Source organism: Flavobacterium sp. CF136, from assembly GCF_000282055.1.
In the GTDB taxonomy this organism is placed as follows: Bacteria; Bacteroidota; Bacteroidia; order Flavobacteriales; family Flavobacteriaceae; genus Flavobacterium.
Genome location: NZ_AKJZ01000016.1, coordinates 95551 through 120248 on the forward strand (window position 1 = coordinate 95551; position 24698 = coordinate 120248).

Below are 24698 nucleotides of genomic sequence, written 5' to 3' on the forward strand. Positions count from 1 at the left end.
GTAATTAAAACAATATTTATGAAAATAGTCATTATTGGAGGTGGTTTTGCAGGTTTAAATTTAGCAAAAGAGCTTGTTAATCATCCTCAAATACAAGTTACACTTGTAGACAAAAATAATTATAATTTTTTTCCGCCACTTATATATCAGGTTGCTACGGCTTTTTTGGAGCCTTCCAGTATCAGTTATCCTTTTAGAAAATTTTTTGCAGGCAAAAAAAACCTTCAATTTCGTTTAGGCGAATTATTGTCTGTAGTTCCCGCTGAAAACAAAGTGATTTTGAGTAATGGTGAATTAACATATGACCATTTGGTTTTTGCTACAGGTGCAGAAACGAGTTACTTTGGTATGGAAAACGTAATGAAAAATGCTATTCCGATGAAAACCTTAAATGATGCCATCGTAATGCGAAATACACTGCTTAAAAATCTTGAAAAAGCATCTATTTGTAAAGAAATCCGTAAACGTCGTAAGTTATTAACAATTGTTGTAGCAGGAGGAGGGCCAACAGGAGTAGAGGTTTCGGGTATGTTTGCTGAAATGCGTAAGAATATTTTATTGAAAGAATATCCGGAATTAGATACCACAGCGAGTAATATTTATTTAGTTGATGGTGGTGATGCCTTACTGGCACCTATGAGTGAAGCTTCTCAAAAAGACACCTTAGAAGCACTTAAAAATTTGGGAGTTATAGTAAAATTAAATAGCAGAGTGACTGATTATGTTGATGATACAGTATATTTTGAAAACGGCGAAACCATTAAAACCAGAAATTTAATATGGGCAGCCGGTGTTACAGCCAAAATATTTGAAGGTATGCCGGCCGAAAGTTACGGCCGTGGCAGAAGGATGGCTACTGATGCTTTCAGTAAAGTGAATGCAACAGAAAATATATATGCTATTGGTGATACAGCTATTTTGACGAGTGATAAAAACTTTCCTGACGGACATCCTCAGGTTGCTCAGGTTGCGATTCAACAAGGAATAAACCTGGCAAAAAACTTTAAAGCTTTAATTCAGGAGAAACCACTTAAACCTTTTGTTTACAATGACAAAGGATCTATGGCTATTATTGGAAAAAACAAAGCGGTAGTGGATTTACCAAGTCCAAAATGGCATTTTAATGGATTTTTTGCGTGGATCATTTGGTTATTTATTCATTTAATTTCGCTGATTACATACAGAAACCGAATAAAAACTTTCTATAATTGGATGATAGCTTATTTTGCCAGCGATCAATCTCTTAGAATGATAATCAGACCCGATAAAAAACAACAATAAAATCAAAAACCGGAATTTAGATTCCGGTTTTTTTATATAATCTAATGTGCAACCGTAATGTCATCTCCAGAAGATACTTCTACTTTTTGTTTAATAAAACGTTTCCCAATATTTAGAATAATAAATGCCAAAATGGTTGTTGCTGTCATAATCACTACCATTGGAGTTACAGAATCCTTAACAAAAACCCCAATGGAAAAAGAAACCAGAGCTCCCAAACCGAGCTGAATTGCTCCCATTAATGCAGAAGCGCTTCCGGCATTTTTAGCAAAAGGAGCCATTGTAAGTCCTGCAGTGTTAGGATTTGAAATTCCTAAACAGGCTAAAAACAAAAATAACATTCCAATTGTTTCATACAACCCTAAAAGGTCATTTAAAGAAAGAATTAAAAAAATAATGCTTATTACAGATTGAGCTATTAAAGCACTAAAAATCATTTGTTCACTGGAAAATTTCTTCAGTAAAACCGAATTTAATTGGCTTGAACCAATAAAACTTACCGACATAAACGCAAAAATCCATCCATATGTTTTGGCATCAACATGGTAAATATTCATAAAAATAATAGGCGATGCCGCAACATATGAAAATAACCCTGAAAATGCTATTGCTCCGGTAAATGCATAAGTAAAAAATTGAGGTTCTTTTAGGACTTTTAAAAAGTTTGAAATGATTGGCTTTGGTTTTAGTGAAATAGAAGTATCCGGTTTATAGGTATTTGGCAAGCCTAGTTGTGATGCCGCCAGAATAGCAATTCCCATGCACATTAATATTAAAAAGACTACATGCCATCCATAATATTCAGTTATATAACCTCCAATTGTTGGTGCTAACATTGGTGAAAGCCCAAGAACAAGCATTAATAATGAAAAGACTTTAGGGATATCTTTTACAGGAAATAAATCCCGTACCATAGCTACTGAAGCTACGGTTGCGGCACAACTGCCAATAGCCTGGATAAAACGCAGGAATATAAAAGTGTCTATATCTGTAACGTAGACAGATCCTAAAGATGCCAAAATATAAACCAGCAAACCAATAAATAATGGTTTTTTGCGTCCAAAGCGATCTAATAATGGACCATATAACAATTGGCCAGTAGAAATTCCAACAAAATAACTGGATAAACTCATAGATACTTTAGCTACAGTTGTATGCAGGTCCTTTGCAATTCCTGAAAAACCAGGCAAATACATATCAATTGAAAAAGGACCAAGTGCAGTCAAAGAACCTAAAATAAGGATGAGTTTAATATATTTTTTTGTTGTCATTTTCTTAAAATATTGCTTTTAATTTCCTGCAAAGGTAAATATTTCTTATCTTGTTGCATAAACTAATCCATTTTATATAAAAACGGATTGGTTTTTAACATATTTGACTCAATAATGAGTCAGGTATTAATCTTATAAATTTATAAATATGAAAAATTACATTTTACTATTTGCTTTTATTTTTACAACAATATCATTTGCTCAGACAATTTCATCAAAATTGGAAGATGTAAATCCGGCACAATATGATCTCCTTAAAAAAGTAAATGAATATTATCCGGATATTACATTAAATAAATCTATCACGAATTTTTATGCTGATGGAAAAATTATTGATTCACAACAGCAATTTGATTTAAAAGGAACTAAATTTTCCAGTTATAAATTAGGAATCGAACCGGATAATAAAAAATTATTATTTGAATATGTTTCTGTTGAAAACGGAAAAATTTATGGTGACGTTTCAGTTTTTAAAGGAAACGTTTTAAGAACAACTTTCAATGAACAAAAAAACGAAATAGAGGTTTCGTTAAACGGTAAAGCTGTTTTTTCTAAAAAGATATAAATTTTCACTTAAAAGGCATTACGTTTGTAATGCCTTTTAAGTTTATTATCATTTGAACTATAATTTATATTATGTAAAATAGAATATTCGGTTTTTGCGTTCATGACATAACTCTGGTCGATTGCCTAATTTCTTAATCATTTGAAGCTAATAGATATTTTCTTTAAATAATTTTAAAAGATATTAAGAATTTTACAAATTAATCGTTTTACTCCATCATTGGTAGTATTATGATTTTTTATTTTATTATTTTTACATCAGACTATATTAAATTCACTATGAATACAATTGCTGAACATATTGCAGATTTTTTAAAAGAATACCCACCATTTAATAATTTAACTTTTCAGGAGCTGTATGATATTGCGACCAATATTCGTGTAATAAATTTAGAAAAACAGGCAATATTGTTTCAAAATGACGACGTACTTCATGATAGTTTTTATGTCGTATCATCAGGAATCATTAATCTGACAACAATTGCTGATGCAGAAGAAACTATAATCAATAAATGTCACGAAGGAGATATTTTTGGTTTGCGTCCATTTTTTGCAAAAAATAATTATATGATGACCGCCAAAGCGCGTGAAGATAGTATTGTTTATGCTATTCCAATTGCGATTTTCAGGCCGTTTGTAGCAAATAATTCAGATGTTTTAAACTTCCTGCTTGAAAGTTTCGCCATAAATTCACGACATACAAAAGAAAGTGTAAATTCTGGTGGTAAATTGACTTCAGAGAATGTGTATTATGCAGATCCACAATCAGATATGCAGTATATCCAGTCTTTGAACTATAATAATTCGCCATTGACAACTACAGGTGATAAAATTGTTAAGGATGTTGCCATATTAATGACAAACGCAATGGTTGATAATATCGTTGTCTGCGAAAATAATAACCCAATTGGTATTTTAACTGATGGTGATTTATCATCAAAAATAGCCACAGGACGTTATCCTATTACGGAGAGAATTGATAAAATTATGTCTTCTCCTGTTGTTACTGTAATTGAAAACGTATCATTGGCTGAAGCTCAGTTGTTAATGTTAAAACATAATGTGACGCACTTATGTGTTACCAAAGACGGAACAAACAAATCGGCTGTTAAGGGAATTATTTCAGAACATGATTTAATTGTTGCCCAGGCCAGTAATCCTGGCGTATTGATTAAAGAAATAAAACGTTCACAATTGCCAAAAGATTTAAAACAAATCAGGGAACGATTATCAGATTTAATTCAAAATTCAATTCAAAAGAATATTCCAATTTCACATATCAGTAATATAGCAAGCGAAATAAATTTAGCTCTTATAAAACGTGCCGTTGAATTGACAATTTTAGATTTAGGCTCCCCTCCTGCCCGTTTTGCATGGTTAAGTATAGGCAGCCAGGGAAGAAAAGAGCAGCTTTTACTTACTGATCAGGACAGTATTTTGATTTTTGAAGACGTCACTCCCGATAAGTACAGAGAAGTAAAAGATTACTTTTTAAGGCTCGCAAAAAGAACTACATCCTTGTTGGAAAAAGTGGGTTATGAATTTTGTCCAAATGGTCATATGGCAAGTAATATGTTATGGTGTAAGTCGTTGACAGACTGGGTAAAACAGTACAATAGCTGGATGAATACTCCAGGTGAAAACAGTAATGATTTAAGCAGTATTTTCTTTGATTATGAAATTGTTTTTGGGGAACCAAAAATAGAAGAAGCAATAGAAAATATTATTTATAAAAACGCCATTAACAATCCATTATTTTTTGATTTTTTAGGAAACGATGCTTTAAAAAAGAATTCACCATTAAGTTTTTTCAAAAAATTTATTTTAGAAGAAGAAGGCCCTCATAAAATGAAATTCGATATTAAAACAAGAGCATTAATGCCTTTGATAGACGGAGCAAGATTACTTATATTAAGTTCAAACATAAAAGGAATTAAAAACACTTATTTAAGATTTAAACAACTCGCAATTTCAGATTCTAAAAATGCTGAAATATATTTAAGTTGTGCTGAAGCTTTTATGACATTGGTTAAATTTAGAACAGTTGAAGGATTAAAGAATGATGATTCCGGACAATATATAAATTTGAAGGATTTTTCTAAAACAGATAAAGAGAAATTAAAAAATGCATTAGCTCCTATGCGTGACCTTGAGGAGTTAATTAAAAGTAAATTTCAACTTACACAATTTTCATAAATATGCTGGACTGGCTTAAAAATATCAACAAAGAATATCCCGATTTTTGGAAAAACTATCTGGATAAATTTGAAACGAAACCAAATAGGTTTGTAGTTATATCTACAGAAACATCAGGATTAAATCCTGACAAAGATGTAATTTTATCCTTAGGTTCTTTTGGAATTGTTAATGACAGTATAATTATTCTGGATAATTTCGAAGCGGTTTTATTACAATATAAGTATTTGCATGATAATGGTCTGTCAAATGAATTTATAATAGACAGCAAAATGACAAAGCTTGAGGAGAATGAAGCTCTTGAAACTTTTATAAATTACTTGGGAAATGCAGTTTTAGTAGGTCATCATATTAATTTTGATATTGAAATGATAAATGCGGCACTGGAACGATTAAGTTGTGGCAGATTAAAAAATGAAGCATTAGATATTGATGTTATGTACAGAAAATTACATGATATTAATGACAAACAATTTTCGTTGGATGATTTATGTGATATATATAAAATTCCAAAAAGCGATAGAAATTCTTCAGCCGAAGATGCTTATAAAATTGCATTATTGTTTTTAAAACTAAAATCGAGACTGGGAATTAAATAAATTTTGCACCGATTTTCACCGCTTAATCCGGTTTTAGAGAAGCAAGCCGAAATTATTTGGAAAATAATTTACGAGGAAAGTACTGACTATCATATATATAATTTTACGAATCATTTTTATTTGATTTTTCTGGTATTTTTATTTTGCATATGTCACATTTATACCTATATTTGCACCCGCATTAAGGCCTCGTGGCGCAACTGAATAGCGCACTTGATTACGGCTCAAGAGGTTACTGGTTTGAATCCAGTCGAGGTCACTCTTCGGGACAAAAGATTAAAATCATCTTTTGTCCCGTTTTTTTTATCCTTTAACTCCCTGTTTACCAAATAGATACTACTGGCAATTTCGTTTACCTGCGCGGTTTGGAATTGATTATTTCTAAATGTAAAATTTTCAGGGTAAATGTTACTATTTTAGGCCTGTAAACTCTAGATCTGCCATCTAACACTTCTTGAACCTGATTAAACAATTCTTCCGAAATAATAGCCTCATGTTGTCCAGTTACAAAATAGCTGTTCTCGTCTTTATATTTGAGAATAAATATTTTTCCGCAATACAAAGGATTTTTAATCATTACCCAAAAACCACTTTTTGTAACAGTAAGTCCTTTTTTCTTTGCTAAAACATAAATTGACTCTGTATTGAAAGCTTTTTTAGCAATTTCATGAAAAGCCCATCTAATTACAGCTGCCTGCTTTTCATTTATTGCTATATACTTCCTCCCATCTTCAGTAGTCTTGTGCATATAACCAAAAGGTGCTGTACCCATATACCGCCCTTCTTTCCGAGCTCTCCTCATACCATGCATAGTATTTAAGGCTCGTCTATCATTTTCTACTTTAGGTGCGGCTAAGTAAAAAGCAAGCATCATTTTATTCTCCGGAATACTTAAATCCAATGGTTGCTCGATAGCCTGCTCAACTCCCATTTTTCTCAGAAGGTTTATCATTTGGTATGCATCCACAGCATTTCTGCTGAATCTGTCCCATTTTGTAAATAAAACCAAATCAGTTTTATTTTTATATCTTTTAAGATTCAACAAAATTTTCTTCCATTCCGGCCTGTTAAAAGTTTTTGCTGAAAAGTCTTCGTAAATTACATCTTGTACTTCAATACTATTTAGAAGGCAATACTTATAAGTTCTTTGGCTGCAGCAATTATTTATTTGGCTGTGATTATACCACAACAGAGTGGACTAATTACAACAGGCAGTATTTGTAGGTATCACTGCATTATCTAGATTACTTCAGTTTAAACTTTTCAAGTGCCATATTATATACTTTTTCCTGAAGCTGATCCAGCCAGTTTCCCGAAAGAATATCATCCGTATTTAGGGGCTCAAGATTAAGCTTTCCACTTATGTATCCCAGCTGGCCTGAAAATTCACGTATCACTGCATGAGGAAATTCCCTAAACAGAATAATCACAGCTTCCTTTTTATCTTGCATGCTAAGATTTTCTTTGATAGTCAGCAGCGTTATTAAATCCGGCAGTGAAAGCAGACAATCCAAAATTTTAGAAGCAACAGCATACAGGTCGCCTCCATTTTCATAAACTGAGATTGCAGCACTGAAACTACTGGCAGCCACTAAATCGAGAACCTCTAAAAATTCCTTTTCAGGATAGAAATGCGGGCTTACCAGATGACTGGTGTATCGGTTCTGAGGAATATCATTTCTGAACTGCCTGTACTTGTCATAATGAATCAAAAAATCAAGAACTTCACTGAGCTGCACATTGCTTTGCGAAAGTGTTTCTACCGTTGATTTTTGGAGTATGTCGAGATTTTTTTTCAAATATTCGAGTACGTTTTTATTATCAAATGCCTCCTGTATTTTTATTAAATAATAAAGACATCTGTAATTCCCGTCGAGTTCTAATCTGAACGAAAAAAAATCTCGTGCTTTTGATTTCAATACTTCATTATCATCCCAGTGCAATGCCAGGAAATCTGTTTTAAAATCCAGCATGGTACTGTTCTCTGGATCAATATTTAAGCCTTTATCTATAAAATAAAGAACCTGCTCTGTATTTCCCATTTTTTTATATGCTTGGGCAATCCAAAAATAACCAAAAGGGAAATTAAGTATCATTGTTTTCTCTCCCACATCCAAAGCCTGCATCATCAGTTCGAGCCCTTCTTTATTTTTATTATAGACAAAAGAAAGTGTGGCTCCTTTACTGAACAGCGCTTCCTGCAGATCCGGCTTTAACTTTAAAGCTTTATCATAACAGCTGATTTCCTTTTCGTGATCACGAAACTCGTAATAGCACGAGCCTAAATTTTTCCATGCCTCTGCATGATTAGGATCTATAGCCAGTCCTTTTTTATAATGTGCGGCTGCCTGTTCATATTCATTCAAATATCGCAATGAATTGGCATAGTTAAACAAGTGACTGGCGACAGTATCCTGCTGCTCAATATATGAGGAAAATATTTTTTTTGCCTCTAAAGATCTTGCTTTGTTTTTATTGGTTATTCCGTCCTCTGCCAGTATGCAGGCCTTAGTAAGATATTGTCCAGAAGTGCCGGATAATAATATCGCCTTGTCAATTGTCTCAAGCGCCTCCTGATAGCGGTAAAGCATATACAAACTGTGCGCCAGTCCTTCGAGAAGGGAGATTTCTGAGTCAGGATTCTGTTCTTCGTAAAGCGTCTTCTTAAAATAAAAGGCCGCGTTTTCAAACTTTGAACAATAGTAATTGTTCCATGCCATAATCTGTGCATTAGACATCTCGTCATATTCTAAATCCTTGATTCCATCAACTAATGTTTTGATGCTGAATCTTTTTTGTACATGGGCCGTTAGTTCATCCCACTTTATCAGGCTAAGTTTGTTTGTTTTAGGAATATTGATTCTTAAAGTTTTTTGCTTGCTGGTAAGGTCTATTTTAAGTTCATCAAACCAGAGATAATAAGCTTCATCCTCTGCCTTGACATATGCAATAAGTAGCACGGGCTCCAATCGGGTATTATATAGACGTAATGTACGGTACTTGATAGATATTACTGCTGAACTTTCATTGTTTTCAATCTTTTTTGATTTTAATTGAATCGAAAAATTAAGACCGGTTACCTGTCCATTAATTACGATATTAGCTGTAAAATCAATCCCGTAATCGTGATCAGGCTTATCTAAAAACCATTCTTCAGGAAGCTGCGCATTTAAAAATTTGTTTGATCTATTTTCTAAAACATGGGTAAAATGTCTGCTGGGTTTGTCCATCAGTAAAAAAGCAGCCTTGCTGCAAAAATTAAATTAAAATAAATAAAGCATACAGTTATAAAACACTTCTAAAAACATCTATAGATACAAAGATCTTAATTTCCTTTTCACAATAATAATTACTGGCTTTAAAAATAATATTTTTGTAGTCATAAGAATCAATGAATTTAATCTTTATATAAAAGCATTTCAAAAGTAACTAATTTCAAGAGCAGGCATATATTTTATAATAACTTTCAGCTATATTTTAATTTTAAATACAACTGTATTTACTTGTTGTCTATCAAATCCTACTGTAGGATCACAGCCTTTTTTATATTCGTATCCGAGTTTAACATCAGCAAATTTTGATTTTTCTTTACTTACTATAACTAAATTCACCGACAGTTTTGTCAATCTATTAACCCTTTCTTCAACAGCACTTGTATTTGAAAAAGCATTGCGATAAGTAAATTCTGGAATGAATTCCAATCGTTTGACTAAAATCTCTGACAATGGATAAAACGTCCCTGTAATTCGGAAATACCAACGCCCTGTCTTGCCTTTATATATAGGGTCTGATACCTGGGCACGGTTTTCAAACTCTAATCCGCCGTAAATATTATAATAATAATCTAGCACGCAATTGTTACTTAGGACATCAGGTAATAGAGCAATTTTCTTATCATTACCAACAAAAGAAGGGGTAAAATATAAGCTTGCCTGAGTTCCCTCCGTTTTTTTCTCAGAATCATGTTTATAATTTAAGGCAGCAATAGTATAGAGTGTCCATTTTTTCCCTTTGTCGCTTCCATATTTAATAACTGGCCATAAAGGAATCTGGAAATTTAGGCCTGCCATAAATGCATTTTGTTCTTTATCACTAAGATTATTCTTCTGCCACTCAATAAATGGATTAAGTGATGCCTCTCCCCTTCCGCTAAGTACATTATATCCCAAAGCAAAACTAAAATTTTGTGAAGATGCTGAATCTTTAGGAAATATAAGTGTTGCATATGCAGGTTCAGCCTTGTCATTTTTATTCTGAAATGACTGTCTCAAAGATAATTTCGTATACCATGCCGGAGATTTCGTATCCAGTTTGGTATTTTTTAATGCGAATTCTACTTTTGTCTCTTTAGAAAGTAGAAAAGCCAAAATACTATCGTTTTTTGTCTTAATAGAGAAAGTAGTGTCCTTTGTTTGTAATAACTTAATCGTTACTGTAGTGTCTTTGACTTTAGGTGCTACATTTACCTGTCCAAACGAATTGGCATACAAAATGAAAAATAGTAAATTTATAAAAATTATTTTGTCTCTAATCATTGTCAAGGAATTTTGGATTCTACAAGTCTATTTAGATCTTCCACGGTGACAACAATCCCCATTTCTGTTTCAGAAATAAATAAACTGCTCCCTTGCTTTTGAATGTATCCATTTAGATAGGCACGAAGTTGTCCTTTCTTTGTAGGGGTAAGACCAAGATCACTAAGTTTGGATAATAAGGTAATTTTATCTTGAGGTTTTCCTGTAAGTAACGAAATCCCTTTCGAAATTACATTTAATGGCACTACATTAATAACATCCTGTGCAATCACATGGGAAAGATATTTAACTGCCAGTCTATCTTTTTTTTTCAAGATATTTGGTGAAGATGAATTCTCCATAGTGCGAATGAGTAATTCGATTTCATCTAGAGTAAGATTAATTCGTAGAGTTTTTGCCATAATCTATCGGTTTTTTAAAGAAAATATTATCGTAATTGCCTTGATGTTATAAATCAAAATTCAGAAATGCTATACAAATGATTTTTAAACCAACTATTATATTTTTACTATTTTATGAATATCAGCAGAATACCCAAAAATTAAAAAGTACCTCTTGGTATTAATATTTGAAATTATTTTAAAGTTCATTGTTACTATCTTGGATAGCACTTCGCAATAAAATTTTTATCGCTTTCGGAAAGAACTTCATTCATGCCGACTGAAAATCCATCAGTAGTAAATTGCTTCGGGATCGGATACAACATTATAGAATTTGGATCAAAAACACTATTTGATACTGTTGCTGAAGTGAACTTATTAAAAATATTATGATCAACTTTATTTTTATCCCATGGAGGAGTTTGAGTACTTTTGTAATAATTATAAACAACTTCCTTATTCCATGTTATATTAGCTTCAGGGCTTTGGTGTTCATGGATGCATCCTAAACAATGCCCAAATTCATGTATAACCACTCTGCTGAATTCAGAGTCAGGAGTATTATCATCAAGCCAGCCAAAATTCATAGTAGGCTTTGATTGATCTGTATTGTTCAATGCATCTGTTCCGACAGCAGACCATGATCCCATTCCCATCATAAAAGAAATCCTGATTTCAGCATCTCCCGATTCAATGAAATTAAATTTAATATTGGCAAATTCCTCCCATTGTCTAGCAAAGAAAATTACCCTGCTTCGGAGTGTATCGTTCCCTCCTAAAAATTTGATTTTCAATTCCCTTCCATTTGCCCATAGCTTTCCTCTTTCGACAGCAAGTTCTATTATCAAATCTGAAGTGTTTTGTTTTGTAAAAAGCAGGCTATCAAAGTCATTGTGCTCTTTTGCATCCAACAATAATTGCTCCGTCAAAGTGTCGGATTGAATAATTGCGCGGTAATTATCAGTAAATAAATTACTATCTCTTTCTTTATATGAATTAAACAAAGCAAATTTTAAGCTGTTCGGATTCGAATCATTGTTTAAGTCAACACATACCTTTAATTCTTCCATGATATTGCTAATTAATAAATTTATTTTTTCAACGAAAAAACGAAAACTGTTCAAAAGACACGTGGAAAATCTTAACTTATAAATAGAACCTCCGTTTTTTTGTAGTAAAAATAGATCTATTTTTATTATCTGCAAGGAGTATATTTACCTGTTTTCACGTGCCCGAGGAAGTGCACTATGAGCAACTAATAGATACTGTATTAAAAAGGTTTTCGGAATTAATAAAGACCGCAGATTTGGGTACCTACTAATTTTAGTATCACGAACTGCTGAGGGTTCATCTTTCCTCAATTTCAAGTATATACATTTATAAACATCCCGCCTTAATAAAACGACCATACTTGATTTATCTGAAAACATTTCTGTAGGCACTAAATGAGAAACCTGCAGCCATCGGCCTTGATTCAATAACAGATTTTAAAAAGATATGATCTCCTGCTGCTTTTTTACGTCCATATGCCTGGCCGTTTTTATTGGTATCTGCACAAATTTTGGTTAACTGCGCATCGGACAACATATCAATATTAGGTTTTAGGATATCATTGAAAACCCTGTCAGCTTCATCAAAGCCTCTCACTGCGGGATATCTCCAAGCAATAAAATCTGCAATCTCCGAAAGATATCCCTTTGTCTCTGCCATTTTAACTAAATTCTCATATGCCTGAGAATTGGCATCAAAGGGCCATTGAGACATTCCAAAATCTTTTGGGATTTCCACTTTCAATTTTGCAAGATGTTTCACAAAATCACCTTCTAAAAACCAGCAGACCATTACGGCATTCGGGCTGGCCAAAACAAACTTTTTTAAAACTAGCTTAAAATCAGCTGTAAAATCCTGATATAATTCCCCATGCCTTGCAAGAAAATCTACAATCAGACTCATAGCTTCAGGTAAATTAGCCACGGTACTGTAATATTTACTATCCTCTTTAATTTTTTGGTCGCACACAACAAAATTCTTTTTATAAAGCAAAGTCAACAGCCTGTAATTAAGCTCTCTGTTAACAGAACTCTCCTCATCCTCCAATCTAAAAACAAACTTCCACAGTTCTTTAAAAATAGCCACTTCTGTTATACTGTCCAAATTTTGAAGATACTTCGACTGAATGTATTTCTCCAGCTCATCACCAATCAAAATGGATGCATTTGCAGCAATATCAACCAGTATTACCTTTAAAATTTTCTTGGATAATATTACAGGTTTTTGCAGCACCGACTCCAACATATTTCTGATATGGGCAGCCACGGTTTCCCTGTTTGGAGTGTAGAGTTTATCGCCCCTGTCCAATACAGGATGGGCGCACAAATGACGGTCGCCTCTTAAAGATAAAATTCTTGCATGATCAATGTTATTGAGCAGATTGGTACGGGTCTTAACTTCTTCAATCAATACTTTTTCCCATTCCGAACCCACTGAATTTGCAGCCTGCAAACCACGAATCTGATCTAGTATCGCTTCAGCTGCAGGATCCGAATACATGTCGTATAATGTTTCCAATTTTCCTAGAATATCAACAATCACCACACTGTATAATGTTACTACTGCAGCGCGATAATTATCATTAAAATAAGAACTTGACACTTCCTTAAAAAACAATTTAGTTTCCGGGGAATTAATTTTTTGGGCGTTATGCTCAATACTGAAATCGTACATTTTTTCTATTTTATATTATTCTTCTCAAAATTTTTCACTGTCAAACCGCTCAAAGAGACAGTTTGAAAAATCACTTATAGTCAAAAGGCTAAAATATCAAAAGCTAGCATTCTTCAAGCAGGTAAAAATACCTGTTCATCTGCTGTAGGATAAATTATTTCAATCACTTTGCATTAAGGGGATTTACTATGGTCTCACAAAAAAAGGACAGCCTTAAGACTAAACCCGATCGCGCGGATTTGTAATCCGTGCCCGCAAAGTATATCTTAACAGATTTAAAAAAAAGAAAATACAGTTTTTAACTATATAACTTTATATTAGTTTTTATTAATATAGGAACGGGCACGGAAAGAATTTCCGCGCTATCGTTGCGCACATCATATTTATGGTTAAAATTAATACTATTCTCCCCTACTGTAACGGAGAAGATGAATATTGTTAATACATCCAATTCGGTTTTCAAGGATTTAAAAAAAGCTTTCCTCAACTGCATTGCTCTAATAATCCCCTTAACAAATCAACAACAACCGATATTCCCCTTCATTTTCTATTGGTGCTCTATGAATACAAGGGAGCACCTGTTGTTTTGGATGATCTACAGCCAGCCTCCAAAGATGTCCTAATCCTAAATTAACAGGTTCTACATCTGTATGTGCATGATAATGCAAATCAAAATAATTTTCCTTCAAAAAGTTTTCGAAATCTTCGGATGGTCCGTCATACAGCTCTTTTAGCTTTGCTCGGATTTCTGGGATTAGAATTTTTTGCTCTGCCTGCGAATTAGAAATAATATCACTAGCCGCTCCGTGATAGGTACATAAAAAAGTATCTGTTGCAATGGGCGAACGATCTACATGAAACGAATACACATCAGTCGATATGAAATCAAATTCATCATCACGTTCATAACACTTCAGTAAATTAAGAGACGGCGAAGCTCCAAAATCAGCTAATAATTGTAAATCATTTAAGATTATTTCCCTTGCTATATTCCCCTTTTCTGATAGTTGGAGTGCGATTAGATCTTCAGGATAAACTTCTGTTATATTTTCTTTTATGCATAACCGGGCTACAATATCATTAAAATCACCATCCAAATTTCTGTACCAGCACAGCGCATTCATTTCTCCCTTGAAATCCGTATGTACAAGCTCAGAGAAAGTAGATACCACTCCAATTTGGTTGCTGTCAGAAAATGTATTCCTCATAGTATAATATTTACGAAGCTGGCTACTTCATGCATTACAAAATTATGCAATCATATTTTATTGCAAAATCATTTTAAAACTAAATAAATTTCCCCATCAATCCACCTGGACAAATTTCTTAGCCTTTTATTAAAACTTGCCAAAATAATACTTAAATTGCTTATATAGAAACAAATAAATGAAAGTTATTATTTTATTCATCCTGCTTTTCTTAACCGCTTTACCTGTCAGTGCACAGAAAGATGAGTTGCGCCTCCTGCAGGCAAATATTGATTCTATGTCTTATGTGAAGCCGACCAACGTAAGTATTGAACATTCAGATTATGCTCTGGTTGCCGGTGGTAGCAAGGGAATTGGTTATGGCATTGCCAAGGCTCTGGCAAAAAGGAAGTTTAACCTAATCCTGATTGCCCGTCATCAGGATTCTCTGGATAAGACAAAAGAAAGATTAGAAAAGGGTTATAAAGTTCATGTTGAATTATTAAAACTAGATTTAGAGCACGAATCAACTGCCGATTCAATCGCCAGATGGTGTACAAGCAAAAATATCCGCTTAAAAATGCTTTGCAATGTGGCCGGGTTGGGAGGGCCAAAGGATTATTTATCCCTGCCTCTTGATTCATTGCGGTATATGGTGCGTCTAAATGTGGAGTCGTGCATGGCCTTGACTCTTACCTTGTTGCCACTTTTAGAGAAAAACAAACCGTCTTATATACTGAATGTTGCAAGTATGGCCGGACTTGCCCCTATTCCTTCCAAAAACATGTATTCTGCAACTAAATCAGCGGTCATCTTTTTCAGTTACGCTTTACGTCATCAATTAAGAAAAAAAGATATTAGTGTGAGTTGTCTGAGTCCTGGTCCGGTGTTTACCAAACCAGAGATTGTTCAATATACAAAGAAACAACTGGGTTGGTTTGGTATGAAGATGGCTGTGCCGCCGGAAAGAGTTGGTGAAATTGCAGTTCGCGGTACGCTGCGGGGAAAAATGATGATCATTCCCGGAACTCTTGCGAAGATCAGTTCATTTTTTATTCGGATACTTCCCCGGAGGTGGGTTGTATCCTTATATGGAACAGCTGCCGATTAAATACCGTCTCTGGGGAAACTTCCGAATCGAAGATGACTATCTGTACTTTTTAGCTAATGTTTCCATAAAACAAAAAGGTTAATACTCCAATTTTTAATATTTATTAATGTAAACAGTTTTCTTGTTTACAAATTCCTGAATGCCATCCTGTGACAGTTCACGTCCATATCCTGAATTTTTAGTCCCTCCAAAAGGCAGTCTCTGATCGCTCTTTACGAGTTCATTTACAAAGACTGCCCCTTCATCAAATTTCGGCACCAATCTGGATGCTTTTTTAAAGTCCTCTGTGAAAATTGTAACTCCTAGTCCAAATGGGCTGTTATTTGAAAGCTGAACAGCTTCTTCTTCATCCTTAAAAGTTGTGATTCCAATCACAGGACCAAAAACTTCTTCTTTAAAAATAGCCATATCTGTTGTAACACTGCCTATAACAGTAGGTTCGAAATAAGCTTTATTCCTTTTACCTCCATGCAAGACTTCTGCACCTTTATCCAATGCGTCCTGAAGCTGCTTTTCGAGTTCTTCAGCAAGATCAATACGTGCCATAGTACCTATTGTTGTTTCCTCACTCAATGGGTCTCCCGGTCGCAGCTTGCTGACACCTTCCAGAAATGCTTTTGTAAATTCTGCCGCAATAGATGATTCTACAAGCAGGCGCTTTCCGGCTATACAGCTCTGTCCCGCATTTTGAAAACGAGCTTGCACACAGGTTTTCACAGTTTGCTGAAGATTACAGTCAGCAAAAACAACCAGGGCATTACTGCCCCCTAACTCTAGTACCGTTTTTTTAATTTCACTTCCTGCAATGGCTGCTACAGCTCTTCCTGCTGCTTCACTTCCAGTCAGTGTAACAGCTTTCACTTTGGGGTTCCTGATGATTTCTTCTACCATTTTACTGCCAATAGGCAGATTAGTAAAACAACCTGGAGGAAAGCCTGCCCTTTCGAATATTTTTTCAATACTCATGGCGCTTTTCATCACATTACTGGCATGTTTTAATATTCCAACATTTCCTGCCATCAGTGCAGGCACTGCAAAACGCATGACCTGCCAAAACGGATAATTCCATGGCATAATCGCCAAAACAATCCCTATTGGTTCGTAGCTTACATAACTCTTATGCGCTTCTGTTTCAATTACTTTATCGGCAAGCATTTCGAAAGCGTACTCAGCGTAATAATCACATAAATTAGCGCACTTTTCCACTTCTGCTAATGACTGAATGATAGGCTTTCCCATCTCCTGAGTAATAATTTGGGCATATTCACTGGAGTTTTTCCTCAATTCCTCGCCTGCCGCCCTCATAAGCACTGAACGTTCAGAAAAGGGAACTTCTTTCCATAACTTATACTGCAACTCCGCCCTGTCAATTGCTTTGTCAATATCTTGTCTCCCGAATTCAGAAATCTCATAAACCATCTCTTGGTTATAAGGATTTATAGACTTTATCATAATATTAAATTTTAACCTGTCTAATTAAAAGTTCTGTAAAAGATACTTTAAAAAAAAGATCAAACATATTAAACATTTGATCTTTTTAATCTTATTTTTATAACACATCGGTTATCCCTGAGATCTAAGATCTGTTAATCAGCAATACTAGTGGTTGTCAAATTCCCTGCGGTTGTAAAAAGCGTCATCATTGCTGTCAGAACCAGGATCATTTTCAGGATAATAGGACTTCATTACTCTTCTTTCATAGTCCCTGTCAAAATTATCCAGTCTATTGTATCTGCTTGTGTTTCTAAAGGTATCATATCCTATATTGTTAGCCATAACAATTTTCGTATCTTTATTTATGTTTACTGATCCAATTGGTATGATGATATGGCTATCTCCTTCTTTATAGATAAACTCCTTTCCATTGTCGTTCGCTATCACATCACGTACCTCATTACGGTTGTCGTCGTCTATTAATCCTTTATCTAATTTCACATCCAGGTAGACTATGCGCTGCATATCTTTATTAACCCAGAGGTTATCAATTTTGCCTATTGTATGGTTGTCAGCATCTACTATCTTCCATCCTCTTACATCAGAATAATTTGAAGCAATTTTATAATCAGACAGTTCGTCCAGTCTGTATAAGTTTTTGTCTTTATTTTCCATAATTTTTTATAAATAATATTATCTACTGTATGCGAAAGAACAATATGGTCCCACTGTTTTCCAGTTATTGTGTCTATTGTGCACTTGTAGTATTTTCGGTTTGTATGGTGCTTTCACTGTTAGCTTCATGATCTGTACAATAGATGTAGTATATAAGTGCTCCGATTATCAGCAGTGCTACAATCCATGGCCATATCGGTTTCTTTTTCTCAATTTTAATTTCTGCCATAACTCATTTTTTTTTGATTATAAAATAGTTTTAAAATACTATTAAAGATACAAATGAGATGAGACTAAGAAGTATTTAATTTCAGCAGGATGTTACACAATTCCCAGTAGATTGATTTGGAAAATTATTTTATAATTATACGATTTCAATTCAATGAAAAATTACTGAAAATCTGTCATATAATATTAACGAGTCCAGTACAAAAAAAGCTAAATCTTTCGATTTAGCTTTTCATATTAAATTATTCCCTTTTAGTAATTCAGCTTAATTTGCATCAAACCACAACTTTGTAGTAAGCAGGTCTTTTCCCTGAACAGCTACTGCAGCCTGATAACTAGTTCCGTTCAACGACTGCTCTGTGCCCGGATAGAAGAAACGTGAAGGTATTTTTCCATCCAAAACCGTAGCCGGACCGGCTGTTAAAACCGGATAGTCCAGTCTTCTCCACTCAGCATAGGCGTCAAGACCTTGTCCAAAGAATGCGATCCATTTTTGTGTACCTATCGATTTGGCATAATTTGCTGCATCGTACTTCACGATTGCCTGATTAAGATAATTAGAAATAATTGTTGCATCGGTAATACCAAATTGATTAAATGATGCGGTAATTGCATTTTTATAAAGCTGTTCTGCATCTCCGGCAATATAGCCACGGGCTGCCGCTTCGGAAAGATTGAACAACGTTTCGGAATAAGAAGCAATCACAGCCGGTGATGACGAGGTCAGGAAGTAAGTACCCGGTTTTGATGTTTTGGCAAAACCCTGACTGTTGGCATCACTGTTTGACAATCCATTCGCACCTCCAACGTATTTACCTACACTTGCGTCTGATGGCAGCTGTGCATAAACGGGTAAACGCGGATCGGATAACTCATATAACTTATCAACCAATGTCTTCGAAATACGATAATCATCACGGGTTTCGAACCAGGCTGAGGCCGGATTTTGTTGTGGTGAACTGGTATAAATAAACTGAAAGGTTTCGCTATTGCTGCTAATTACCCCTGCAGCATCAGTTGTTGCATCAATCGCGGCTTGCTTTGCTAAAGCAGGTTCCTTGTCCGAGATTCTCAATGCAATACGCAAACGAAGTGAATTCACCAGTTTTTTCCATTTTGAAATGTCTCCTTTATAAGCCAAATCACCGGTTACAGTACCGTTTGTTGTACTTAGTAAGGACTGGGCTTGCTTCAAATCTTCGAGTAATCCTGTATATACTTCCTTTTGAGTATTATATGCCGGCGTCACTTTTAGACCTGCTTCTTTATAAGGAATACTTCCATAAGCATCTGTCAACAATAAAAACGTCCATGAACGCAGAGTCAGTGCAATCCCTTTATAATTTGAATTTGCCTGCTGATCCGGGAAATTCAGAATCATGTTCAAATCCGTGATCAGGGTTGCATATCCGGTATTCCACAAAGAAGTGAAAGAAGTGTTGGACACATCGTATCTGTCCGGTTCCGTATATTGTATTTTAGCCCAATGCTGAACAAATAACAAAGACGAATTAAAATTATTTTCCGAGCCCCAATATAAGTCAGCACCCTGCTTTAATGTTCCTGTTAACAGGTAAGGTGCCAATGGTGTTTCAGTTGCATTTGGATTTTTATTAATGTCATCCAGAGTATCACTGCAAGAACTCAGTAACAATGCAAATAGAGTTATATAGGCTATTTTTTTTAGCATGATTTTGTATTTTTAAAATTTGAGATTAACATTAAGACTGAAATTTCTGGTAGTTGGCAGGGATAAACTCTCCAACCCTTGTGCATTTCCGGTATTGAAAGCCGTTTCAGGATCGATATTTGGCACATCTTTGTAAATAAAGAACAGGTTACGACTTGCGGCAGTAATACTTGCTCCTTCAAATCCCAGCTTTTTAATTAGTTTCTTATTGAAATTGTAAGTAAGTTTTACTTCTCTTAGTTTTACAAAAGTTGAACTGTAAATATAGGCTTCGCTGATATTGTATGACGCTTTGTAATATTCCTGTGCACTAAGCACTGAAGCATTTGTTGTCCCATCAGTATATACTCCGTTAAAGATCATTCCGTCATCATATACCGTTGCGCCACCCGGAGCAGTTCCACCTGCTGGCAGCAAAGTTTTCGTAGTACCTGCCAAGTAGTAATTTAATCCTCCATTGGCTGCATCACGGCCTTGCAGCGTTTGAGCCAGTACACCGGTATAATTACCTGTTCTGTTAGTACCCGAAAAAAGCTCCCCTCCTACACTGGCATCAATGAGGAATGATAATTCAAGATTTTTGTAGGTTAATGTATTTGTAATACCACCTATCCAATCTGGGGTATAATGTCCCAATACTTTCTTTTGTGGATCTGCTTTCGGCAAACCATTCGCACCTACTACTATATTTCCACTTGCGTCGCGCTGATAAGCTGTGCCATAAAGTGCACCGTAAGCTTGTCCTACCGATGCTAATACATCAACACCTCCCGAAGAGCCAATTGTGTAGTTTTGAATCTTTTTATCATAGTCAAGCACTTCTACTTTGCTTATATTCTTTGAATAATTTACGCCTACATTCCATTTGAAATTTTCAGTCTGAACAGGGCTTCCATCCAATTGAATTTCAATACCATGGTTGTTTATTTTACCTGCATTGATTAATTGCGAATTATAACCGCTTGCAGCAGTTGTTTTTATCTCCAGAATCTGGTCAAAACTATTGGTATTATAATAAGCGACATCAAAATGCAGTCTGTTTTTCCAGAAAGAGGATTCTATACCAAATTCGGTAGAACGGGTTGTTTCCGGTTTCAGGTTCTCATTGAGTTTTTTCTGAGAAGAGGTTTGAATCGGATTTCCGTCGAATGCGGTCTGAAAATTGTAAACCGTGGATAATTGATACGGATCTGCATCGTTACCTACTTCAGACCAGCCACCACGTAACTTTAAGAAGTCGAGTGTATTGCTTTTAAGATTCAAAGCGTCGGAAACTACTAAACTACCATTAACAGAAGGATAAAAATAAGAGCGGTTACTGCTTGGCAATGTCGATGACCAGTCATTACGGGCAGTAAGGTTTAAAAATGCATAATTTTTATAACCCAATTGTGCCGAAGCATATGCACTGTATACTCTCAATTTTGAGAATGAGTTTGATGAAGTTAACGGATCTCGCGAATTGGTCAATGTATATAAATCAGGCACAGCCAGACGTGGTGCTTTTTGATAATTGTTTGCATCGCTGTGGTTGCGCACATTAAATCCGGTAAGGGCATCCAGACTAAAATCATCGTTCAGTTTTTTGGTATATTGCAAGATACCCTCAGTATTTCTTTCATTTACAGTATACCCATCTTCAGCATACGATCCAAAAGGAGTTCCATTTGTACCATACTTAATCGTGTATTTTCTGCGGTCGTTATAATAGTCAACTCCGGTACGGAATTTAAAATTAAGCCCATCGATAATTTTTGCATCCAAATGGATATCCCCTATTAAACGGTTGCGCTGTTGGCTGGTAGTATTATAATTGGCATTCCAATACGGATTGCTGTAATAGCTGTTATTCCAGTTTCTGTTCCAGTCATTATTAAGCTGATTGATATCTACCTGACGTCCGAACCAAAGAAACTGGAGCATCACGCCGGCAGCACGGTTACCCGATGGACCTCCCGGTAAAGCCGGAGCATCGGTAACAATATAGTTAGCCGTTACACCTACTTTTATATTTTTGGATAATTGATAATTTGAGTTAATAGTAAAGTTTGTTTTGTTTACTTCACTGTTAGGCACTGTTCCTAATTGTTTTTGATTATTTACCCCTAAGCGGAAATCTGATTTGTCATTCGATTGAGCCACAGAAATACTATTATCGTAAGTAACACCGGTATTAAAGAAGTCCTTCACATTATCAGGATGAGCAACAAAGGGCACTGCCACACCATTTGAATAAAATTGAGGAATAAGGCGTCCATCCAATTTAGGTCCCCAACTTTCATCAACTCCATCATTAACACCACCTCCCTTACCATCTACATAGCTGAACTTTCCGTTTGATCCTTGCCCAAACGAATTTTGAAATTTAGGTAGTGTTGTAACCTGAGAGATCGTTATACCCGAACTGACGCTTATGCCCAGCCCATTTTGGCTTTTTCCTGATTTTGTAGTTATAAGAACAACGCCATGTGCAGCACGCGATCCGTAAAGAGCAGCTGCATTAGGTCCTTTTAGCACAGTTAATGATTCAATATCCTGAGGACTTAAATCGGCAATCGCATTTTTGAAATCGCGCATGGCTCCGCCAAAGTTCAACTGCGAGTTATCTACCGGGACTCCATCCACTACAAATAGAGGTTGGTTATTTCCGGCTATAGATGTTTCACCACGAATAACAATACGTGAAGATCCCATATCACCCTGTGAATTTGTGATACGTACTCCTGCCAGTTTACCGGTAAGATTATTCAAAAGATTCGTTTCTTTTGTATTCTCCAAATCCTTGCTCTTAAGTGACTGGGTAGTATATCCTAAAGATTTTTTTTCTTTTGAAATACCCAGAGCGGTAACTACTACTTCTGATAATACATTCTGCTCTTCAGAAAGATTAATGATGACTGAATTTGCAGTAACTACAGTTTCTGTTTTTTTATACCCCAGAAAACTTACTACTAGCGTATAAGGAAATTTTTGTCCTGTCTGGAAAAAAAACTTTCCATCAAAATCTGTTAAAACTCCGTGTGTAGTACCTTTAATGTTTACTGAAGCACCAATGACAGGCTCCTTTGTAACGGCATCGATTACTGTTCCTTCGAGTTTGGACTGGATTAACGGTTTGGTCTCCTGAGCTTTAATCCCTATGGAAATCAACAAAATGCAAAACCATGCATATCTATTTAATTTTTTTTTCATTACTTTGTTTTAGTTTAATAAATAAGGTGAGCCGAAAATGGATTTACTCCACTCTCGCTTTCCTTATAGAGATCTACAATTTCTTTAAGCTTCACCATTTCTGCTGCAACAGAAATGGTTTTTTATTTACAATACATTCGTTTTTTCATTTTTATTTATTTTGGATTACTATTATTTGAACTGGCCTTTGACAAGATTTCAACCTTACAATTAAGGATCCATCTTATTAAAAATTTGCATGAATTAGAGATTGAAGAATTTTTAAAAGTGACAACTCATAGGACATAAATCACCAAATGGTTCTTGCTTGTTTAAAAATGAAATGTGTATTTAATAGTCTTTAATCTTTTTATTTTTAAATCATTTTTAAATTCTACTAATTCGATAGAACAAAAGTATATTAAAAATATTGACCTTCAAATTTTAATTGTTTTTTTTGCGAAAAAAATGTTAATTAAATTAATCTGAAATTTTAAATTGCTAAAAACAAAATAGTTAATGCCCATAGGCTTTTTTTTATTGTGTAAGAATTTTTCTAATTTGATAGGAATAAATTAGGAATATCCTCCGGGACGCAATAAACCGTTTTTAAACATTTCATGCTGGCTACCTATAAATCTGCTACACTTTTTTTGCATAATCAAAAGTTTGAAAATATGTTACAGAGAAGTTTTTGAAAGAAAAAAATCTAAAATTAACCCGCTGGTTAAAATTAATTTGAAAATAATTGAACAAATATTGTAGCGAAATAAAATAATACTATCTTAGTAATAACGACTTCCCTTGTCGTAAGAGCATATTAATTTATAAATCATTATTAATGAAGAAAATTATTTTATTAGCTTTTTTACAACTGACTTTTTTTTCTGCTGTAGCACAAAACTCAATTGTAAAAGACAGCACTGTAATGGATTCTGTAAAAAATACTAAGTTCAGCTACAAGCAGCTTATTATTCCTACTGTTCTTATTGGCTATGGATTTTGGGGAATCGAGAGTGGACAGATAAAAAGTTTCAATTCTCAAATACGTGATGAAATTACCGAAAACATTGATAATAAGGTTTCAATCGATGATTTCTCCAGATATGTTCCTGCTGTTTCAGTATATGCCCTTAATGCTTTTGGTGTAAAAGGAAAAAATAATATGAGGGATCGTTCTGTAATTCTTGCAACTTCAACAATTATTACTGTTGTGACCGTTTTTGGATTAAAATCAATTACCAATGTTGAAAGACCTGACGGAACTTCGAACGATTCTTTTCCTTCAGGTCATACTGCTATCGCTTTTGCCGGTGCAGAATTCATGTATCAGGAATATAAAGATAAATCGATCTGGTACGGTGTTGCCGGTTATGCTATTGCTGCGGGAACCGGAATTTTCCGTATGTACAATAACAGGCATTGGCTCACAGATGTAGCTCTGGGCGCAGGAATTGGTATACTCGCTACAAAAACAGCTTATTGGATGAATCCATATATAACCAGAAAATTATTTGGTGAGAAACAGACCAAATCAACATCTTTTATTGCACCTTCTTATAATGGCAGGCAGTTTCTGATTTGTTATTCAAAAACATTTTAATCAGTATTATAGTAGGACAAATGATTTTCTCTGATAAAAAATAAACAGC

19 protein-coding genes and 1 tRNA gene are annotated in these 24698 nt (G+C 34.7%); 7 read left to right on the forward strand and 13 right to left on the reverse strand.

Going from position 1 to position 24698, the window contains the following annotated elements:
* The first annotated feature begins 18 nt into the window (after positions 1 to 18).
* Positions 19 to 1281, forward strand: a complete 1263-nt coding sequence (locus PMI10_RS06985) for an NAD(P)/FAD-dependent oxidoreductase (RefSeq protein ID WP_007806069.1) — start codon at positions 19 to 21, stop codon at positions 1279 to 1281.
* A 41-nt stretch (positions 1282 to 1322) separates the two neighbouring features.
* Here PMI10_RS06985 and PMI10_RS06990 read toward each other — a convergent pair whose 3' ends face one another.
* Positions 1323 to 2552, reverse strand: coding sequence for a multidrug effflux MFS transporter (locus tag PMI10_RS06990; RefSeq protein ID WP_007806071.1), 1230 nt, complete (start codon positions 2550 to 2552; stop codon positions 1323 to 1325).
* Between the two features lie 148 nt (positions 2553 to 2700).
* Here PMI10_RS06990 and PMI10_RS06995 point away from each other — a divergent pair, with 148 nt between their 5' ends.
* The 4 genes from PMI10_RS06995 to PMI10_RS07010 all read left to right on the forward strand — a co-directional run bounded on the left by PMI10_RS06995 (position 2701) and on the right by PMI10_RS07010 (position 6170).
* The gene (locus PMI10_RS06995) at positions 2701 to 3117 is read left to right on the forward strand and encodes a hypothetical protein (RefSeq protein WP_007806073.1); all 417 of its coding nucleotides are present in this window, start codon (positions 2701 to 2703) and stop codon (positions 3115 to 3117) included.
* A gap of 278 nt (positions 3118 to 3395) precedes the next feature.
* On the forward strand, positions 3396 to 5312 hold the full coding sequence (locus tag PMI10_RS07000; protein ID WP_007806075.1) for a DUF294 nucleotidyltransferase-like domain-containing protein: 1917 nt from the start codon (positions 3396 to 3398) through the stop codon (positions 5310 to 5312).
* 2 nt (positions 5313 to 5314) lie between these two features.
* On the forward strand, positions 5315 to 5911 hold the full coding sequence (locus tag PMI10_RS07005; protein WP_007806077.1) for a 3'-5' exonuclease: 597 nt from the start codon (positions 5315 to 5317) through the stop codon (positions 5909 to 5911).
* A 185-nt stretch (positions 5912 to 6096) separates the two neighbouring features.
* Positions 6097 to 6170, forward strand: a tRNA-Arg gene (locus PMI10_RS07010).
* Positions 6171 to 6263: 93 nt separating this feature from the next.
* On the opposite strand, the gene PMI10_RS07015 is transcribed toward PMI10_RS07010, so the two are convergent.
* The 7 genes from PMI10_RS07015 to PMI10_RS07045 all read right to left on the reverse strand — a co-directional run bounded on the left by PMI10_RS07015 (position 6264) and on the right by PMI10_RS07045 (position 14758).
* Positions 6264 to 7100: a recombinase family protein gene (locus tag PMI10_RS07015; RefSeq protein WP_050992435.1), complete on the reverse strand. Its 837-nt coding sequence runs from the start codon at positions 7098 to 7100 to the stop codon at positions 6264 to 6266.
* 55 nt (positions 7101 to 7155) lie between these two features.
* Positions 7156 to 9141: a tetratricopeptide repeat protein gene (locus PMI10_RS07020; protein WP_007806082.1), complete on the reverse strand. Its 1986-nt coding sequence runs from the start codon at positions 9139 to 9141 to the stop codon at positions 7156 to 7158.
* 240 nt (positions 9142 to 9381) lie between these two features.
* Positions 9382 to 10446, reverse strand: a complete 1065-nt coding sequence (locus tag PMI10_RS07025; protein WP_007806084.1) for a hypothetical protein — start codon at positions 10444 to 10446, stop codon at positions 9382 to 9384.
* Positions 10447 to 10448: 2 nt separating this feature from the next.
* Positions 10449 to 10847 (reverse strand): hypothetical protein, encoded by a 399-nt coding sequence (locus PMI10_RS07030; RefSeq protein ID WP_007806086.1) that lies wholly within the window; start codon positions 10845 to 10847, stop codon positions 10449 to 10451.
* A 194-nt stretch (positions 10848 to 11041) separates the two neighbouring features.
* Positions 11042 to 11896, reverse strand: coding sequence for a M12 family metallopeptidase (locus PMI10_RS07035; RefSeq protein ID WP_007806088.1), 855 nt, complete (start codon positions 11894 to 11896; stop codon positions 11042 to 11044).
* Between the two features lie 346 nt (positions 11897 to 12242).
* Positions 12243 to 13550: a hypothetical protein gene (locus tag PMI10_RS07040; protein WP_007806091.1), complete on the reverse strand. Its 1308-nt coding sequence runs from the start codon at positions 13548 to 13550 to the stop codon at positions 12243 to 12245.
* 509 nt (positions 13551 to 14059) lie between these two features.
* Positions 14060 to 14758, reverse strand: coding sequence for a DUF1826 domain-containing protein (locus tag PMI10_RS07045; protein ID WP_007806093.1), 699 nt, complete (start codon positions 14756 to 14758; stop codon positions 14060 to 14062).
* A 178-nt stretch (positions 14759 to 14936) separates the two neighbouring features.
* Between PMI10_RS07045 and PMI10_RS07050 the strand changes: the two genes are divergently transcribed.
* Positions 14937 to 15848 (forward strand): SDR family NAD(P)-dependent oxidoreductase, encoded by a 912-nt coding sequence (locus PMI10_RS07050; protein ID WP_007806095.1) that lies wholly within the window; start codon positions 14937 to 14939, stop codon positions 15846 to 15848.
* 93 nt (positions 15849 to 15941) lie between these two features.
* On the opposite strand, the gene PMI10_RS07055 is transcribed toward PMI10_RS07050, so the two are convergent.
* From PMI10_RS07055 to PMI10_RS07070, 5 genes are all read right to left on the reverse strand, one after another.
* Complete coding sequence (locus PMI10_RS07055) at positions 15942 to 17300, reverse strand: NAD-dependent succinate-semialdehyde dehydrogenase (RefSeq protein ID WP_007806097.1); 1359 nt, start codon at positions 17298 to 17300, stop codon at positions 15942 to 15944.
* A gap of 147 nt (positions 17301 to 17447) precedes the next feature.
* Positions 17448 to 17957 (reverse strand): PRC-barrel domain-containing protein, encoded by a 510-nt coding sequence (locus PMI10_RS07060; RefSeq protein ID WP_007806099.1) that lies wholly within the window; start codon positions 17955 to 17957, stop codon positions 17448 to 17450.
* A gap of 73 nt (positions 17958 to 18030) precedes the next feature.
* Positions 18031 to 18186, reverse strand: coding sequence for a hypothetical protein (locus PMI10_RS22035; protein ID WP_007806101.1), 156 nt, complete (start codon positions 18184 to 18186; stop codon positions 18031 to 18033).
* A 264-nt stretch (positions 18187 to 18450) separates the two neighbouring features.
* The gene (locus PMI10_RS07065) at positions 18451 to 19875 is read right to left on the reverse strand and encodes a SusD/RagB family nutrient-binding outer membrane lipoprotein (RefSeq protein WP_007806104.1); all 1425 of its coding nucleotides are present in this window, start codon (positions 19873 to 19875) and stop codon (positions 18451 to 18453) included.
* A gap of 12 nt (positions 19876 to 19887) precedes the next feature.
* Entirely contained in the window at positions 19888 to 23067 is a 3180-nt protein-coding gene (locus PMI10_RS07070) for a SusC/RagA family TonB-linked outer membrane protein (RefSeq protein ID WP_007806106.1), read from the reverse strand.
* 820 nt (positions 23068 to 23887) lie between these two features.
* On the opposite strand from PMI10_RS07070, the gene PMI10_RS07075 reads away from it, so the two are divergent.
* Positions 23888 to 24649, forward strand: coding sequence for a phosphatase PAP2 family protein (locus PMI10_RS07075; RefSeq protein ID WP_007806108.1), 762 nt, complete (start codon positions 23888 to 23890; stop codon positions 24647 to 24649).
* Positions 24650 to 24698: the final 49 nt, after the last annotated feature.

Coding starts and splice junctions, on each gene's coding strand:
- PMI10_RS07065 (WP_007806104.1), bottom strand. CDS start 19,875: ATGCTAAAAAAAATAGCCTATATAACTCTATTTGCATTGTTACTGAGT.
- PMI10_RS07070 (WP_007806106.1), bottom strand. CDS start 23,067: ATGAAAAAAAAATTAAATAGATATGCATGGTTTTGCATTTTGTTGATT.
- PMI10_RS07025 (WP_007806084.1), bottom strand. CDS start 10,446: ATGATTAGAGACAAAATAATTTTTATAAATTTACTATTTTTCATTTTG.
- PMI10_RS07035 (WP_007806088.1), bottom strand. CDS start 11,896: ATGGAAGAATTAAAGGTATGTGTTGACTTAAACAATGATTCGAATCCG.
- PMI10_RS07060 (WP_007806099.1), bottom strand. CDS start 17,957: ATGGAAAATAAAGACAAAAACTTATACAGACTGGACGAACTGTCTGAT.
- PMI10_RS07075 (WP_007806108.1), top strand. CDS start 23,888: ATGAAGAAAATTATTTTATTAGCTTTTTTACAACTGACTTTTTTTTCT.
- PMI10_RS06985 (WP_007806069.1), top strand. CDS start 19: ATGAAAATAGTCATTATTGGAGGTGGTTTTGCAGGTTTAAATTTAGCA.
- PMI10_RS06995 (WP_007806073.1), top strand. CDS start 2,701: ATGAAAAATTACATTTTACTATTTGCTTTTATTTTTACAACAATATCA.
- PMI10_RS07020 (WP_007806082.1), bottom strand. CDS start 9,141: ATGGACAAACCCAGCAGACATTTTACCCATGTTTTAGAAAATAGATCA.
- PMI10_RS07040 (WP_007806091.1), bottom strand. CDS start 13,550: ATGTACGATTTCAGTATTGAGCATAACGCCCAAAAAATTAATTCCCCG.
- PMI10_RS07000 (WP_007806075.1), top strand. CDS start 3,396: ATGAATACAATTGCTGAACATATTGCAGATTTTTTAAAAGAATACCCA.
- PMI10_RS07045 (WP_007806093.1), bottom strand. CDS start 14,758: ATGAGGAATACATTTTCTGACAGCAACCAAATTGGAGTGGTATCTACT.
- PMI10_RS06990 (WP_007806071.1), bottom strand. CDS start 2,552: ATGACAACAAAAAAATATATTAAACTCATCCTTATTTTAGGTTCTTTG.
- PMI10_RS07055 (WP_007806097.1), bottom strand. CDS start 17,300: ATGATAAAGTCTATAAATCCTTATAACCAAGAGATGGTTTATGAGATT.
- PMI10_RS07030 (WP_007806086.1), bottom strand. CDS start 10,847: ATGGCAAAAACTCTACGAATTAATCTTACTCTAGATGAAATCGAATTA.
- PMI10_RS07005 (WP_007806077.1), top strand. CDS start 5,315: ATGCTGGACTGGCTTAAAAATATCAACAAAGAATATCCCGATTTTTGG.
- PMI10_RS07050 (WP_007806095.1), top strand. CDS start 14,937: ATGAAAGTTATTATTTTATTCATCCTGCTTTTCTTAACCGCTTTACCT.
- PMI10_RS22035 (WP_007806101.1), bottom strand. CDS start 18,186: ATGGCAGAAATTAAAATTGAGAAAAAGAAACCGATATGGCCATGGATT.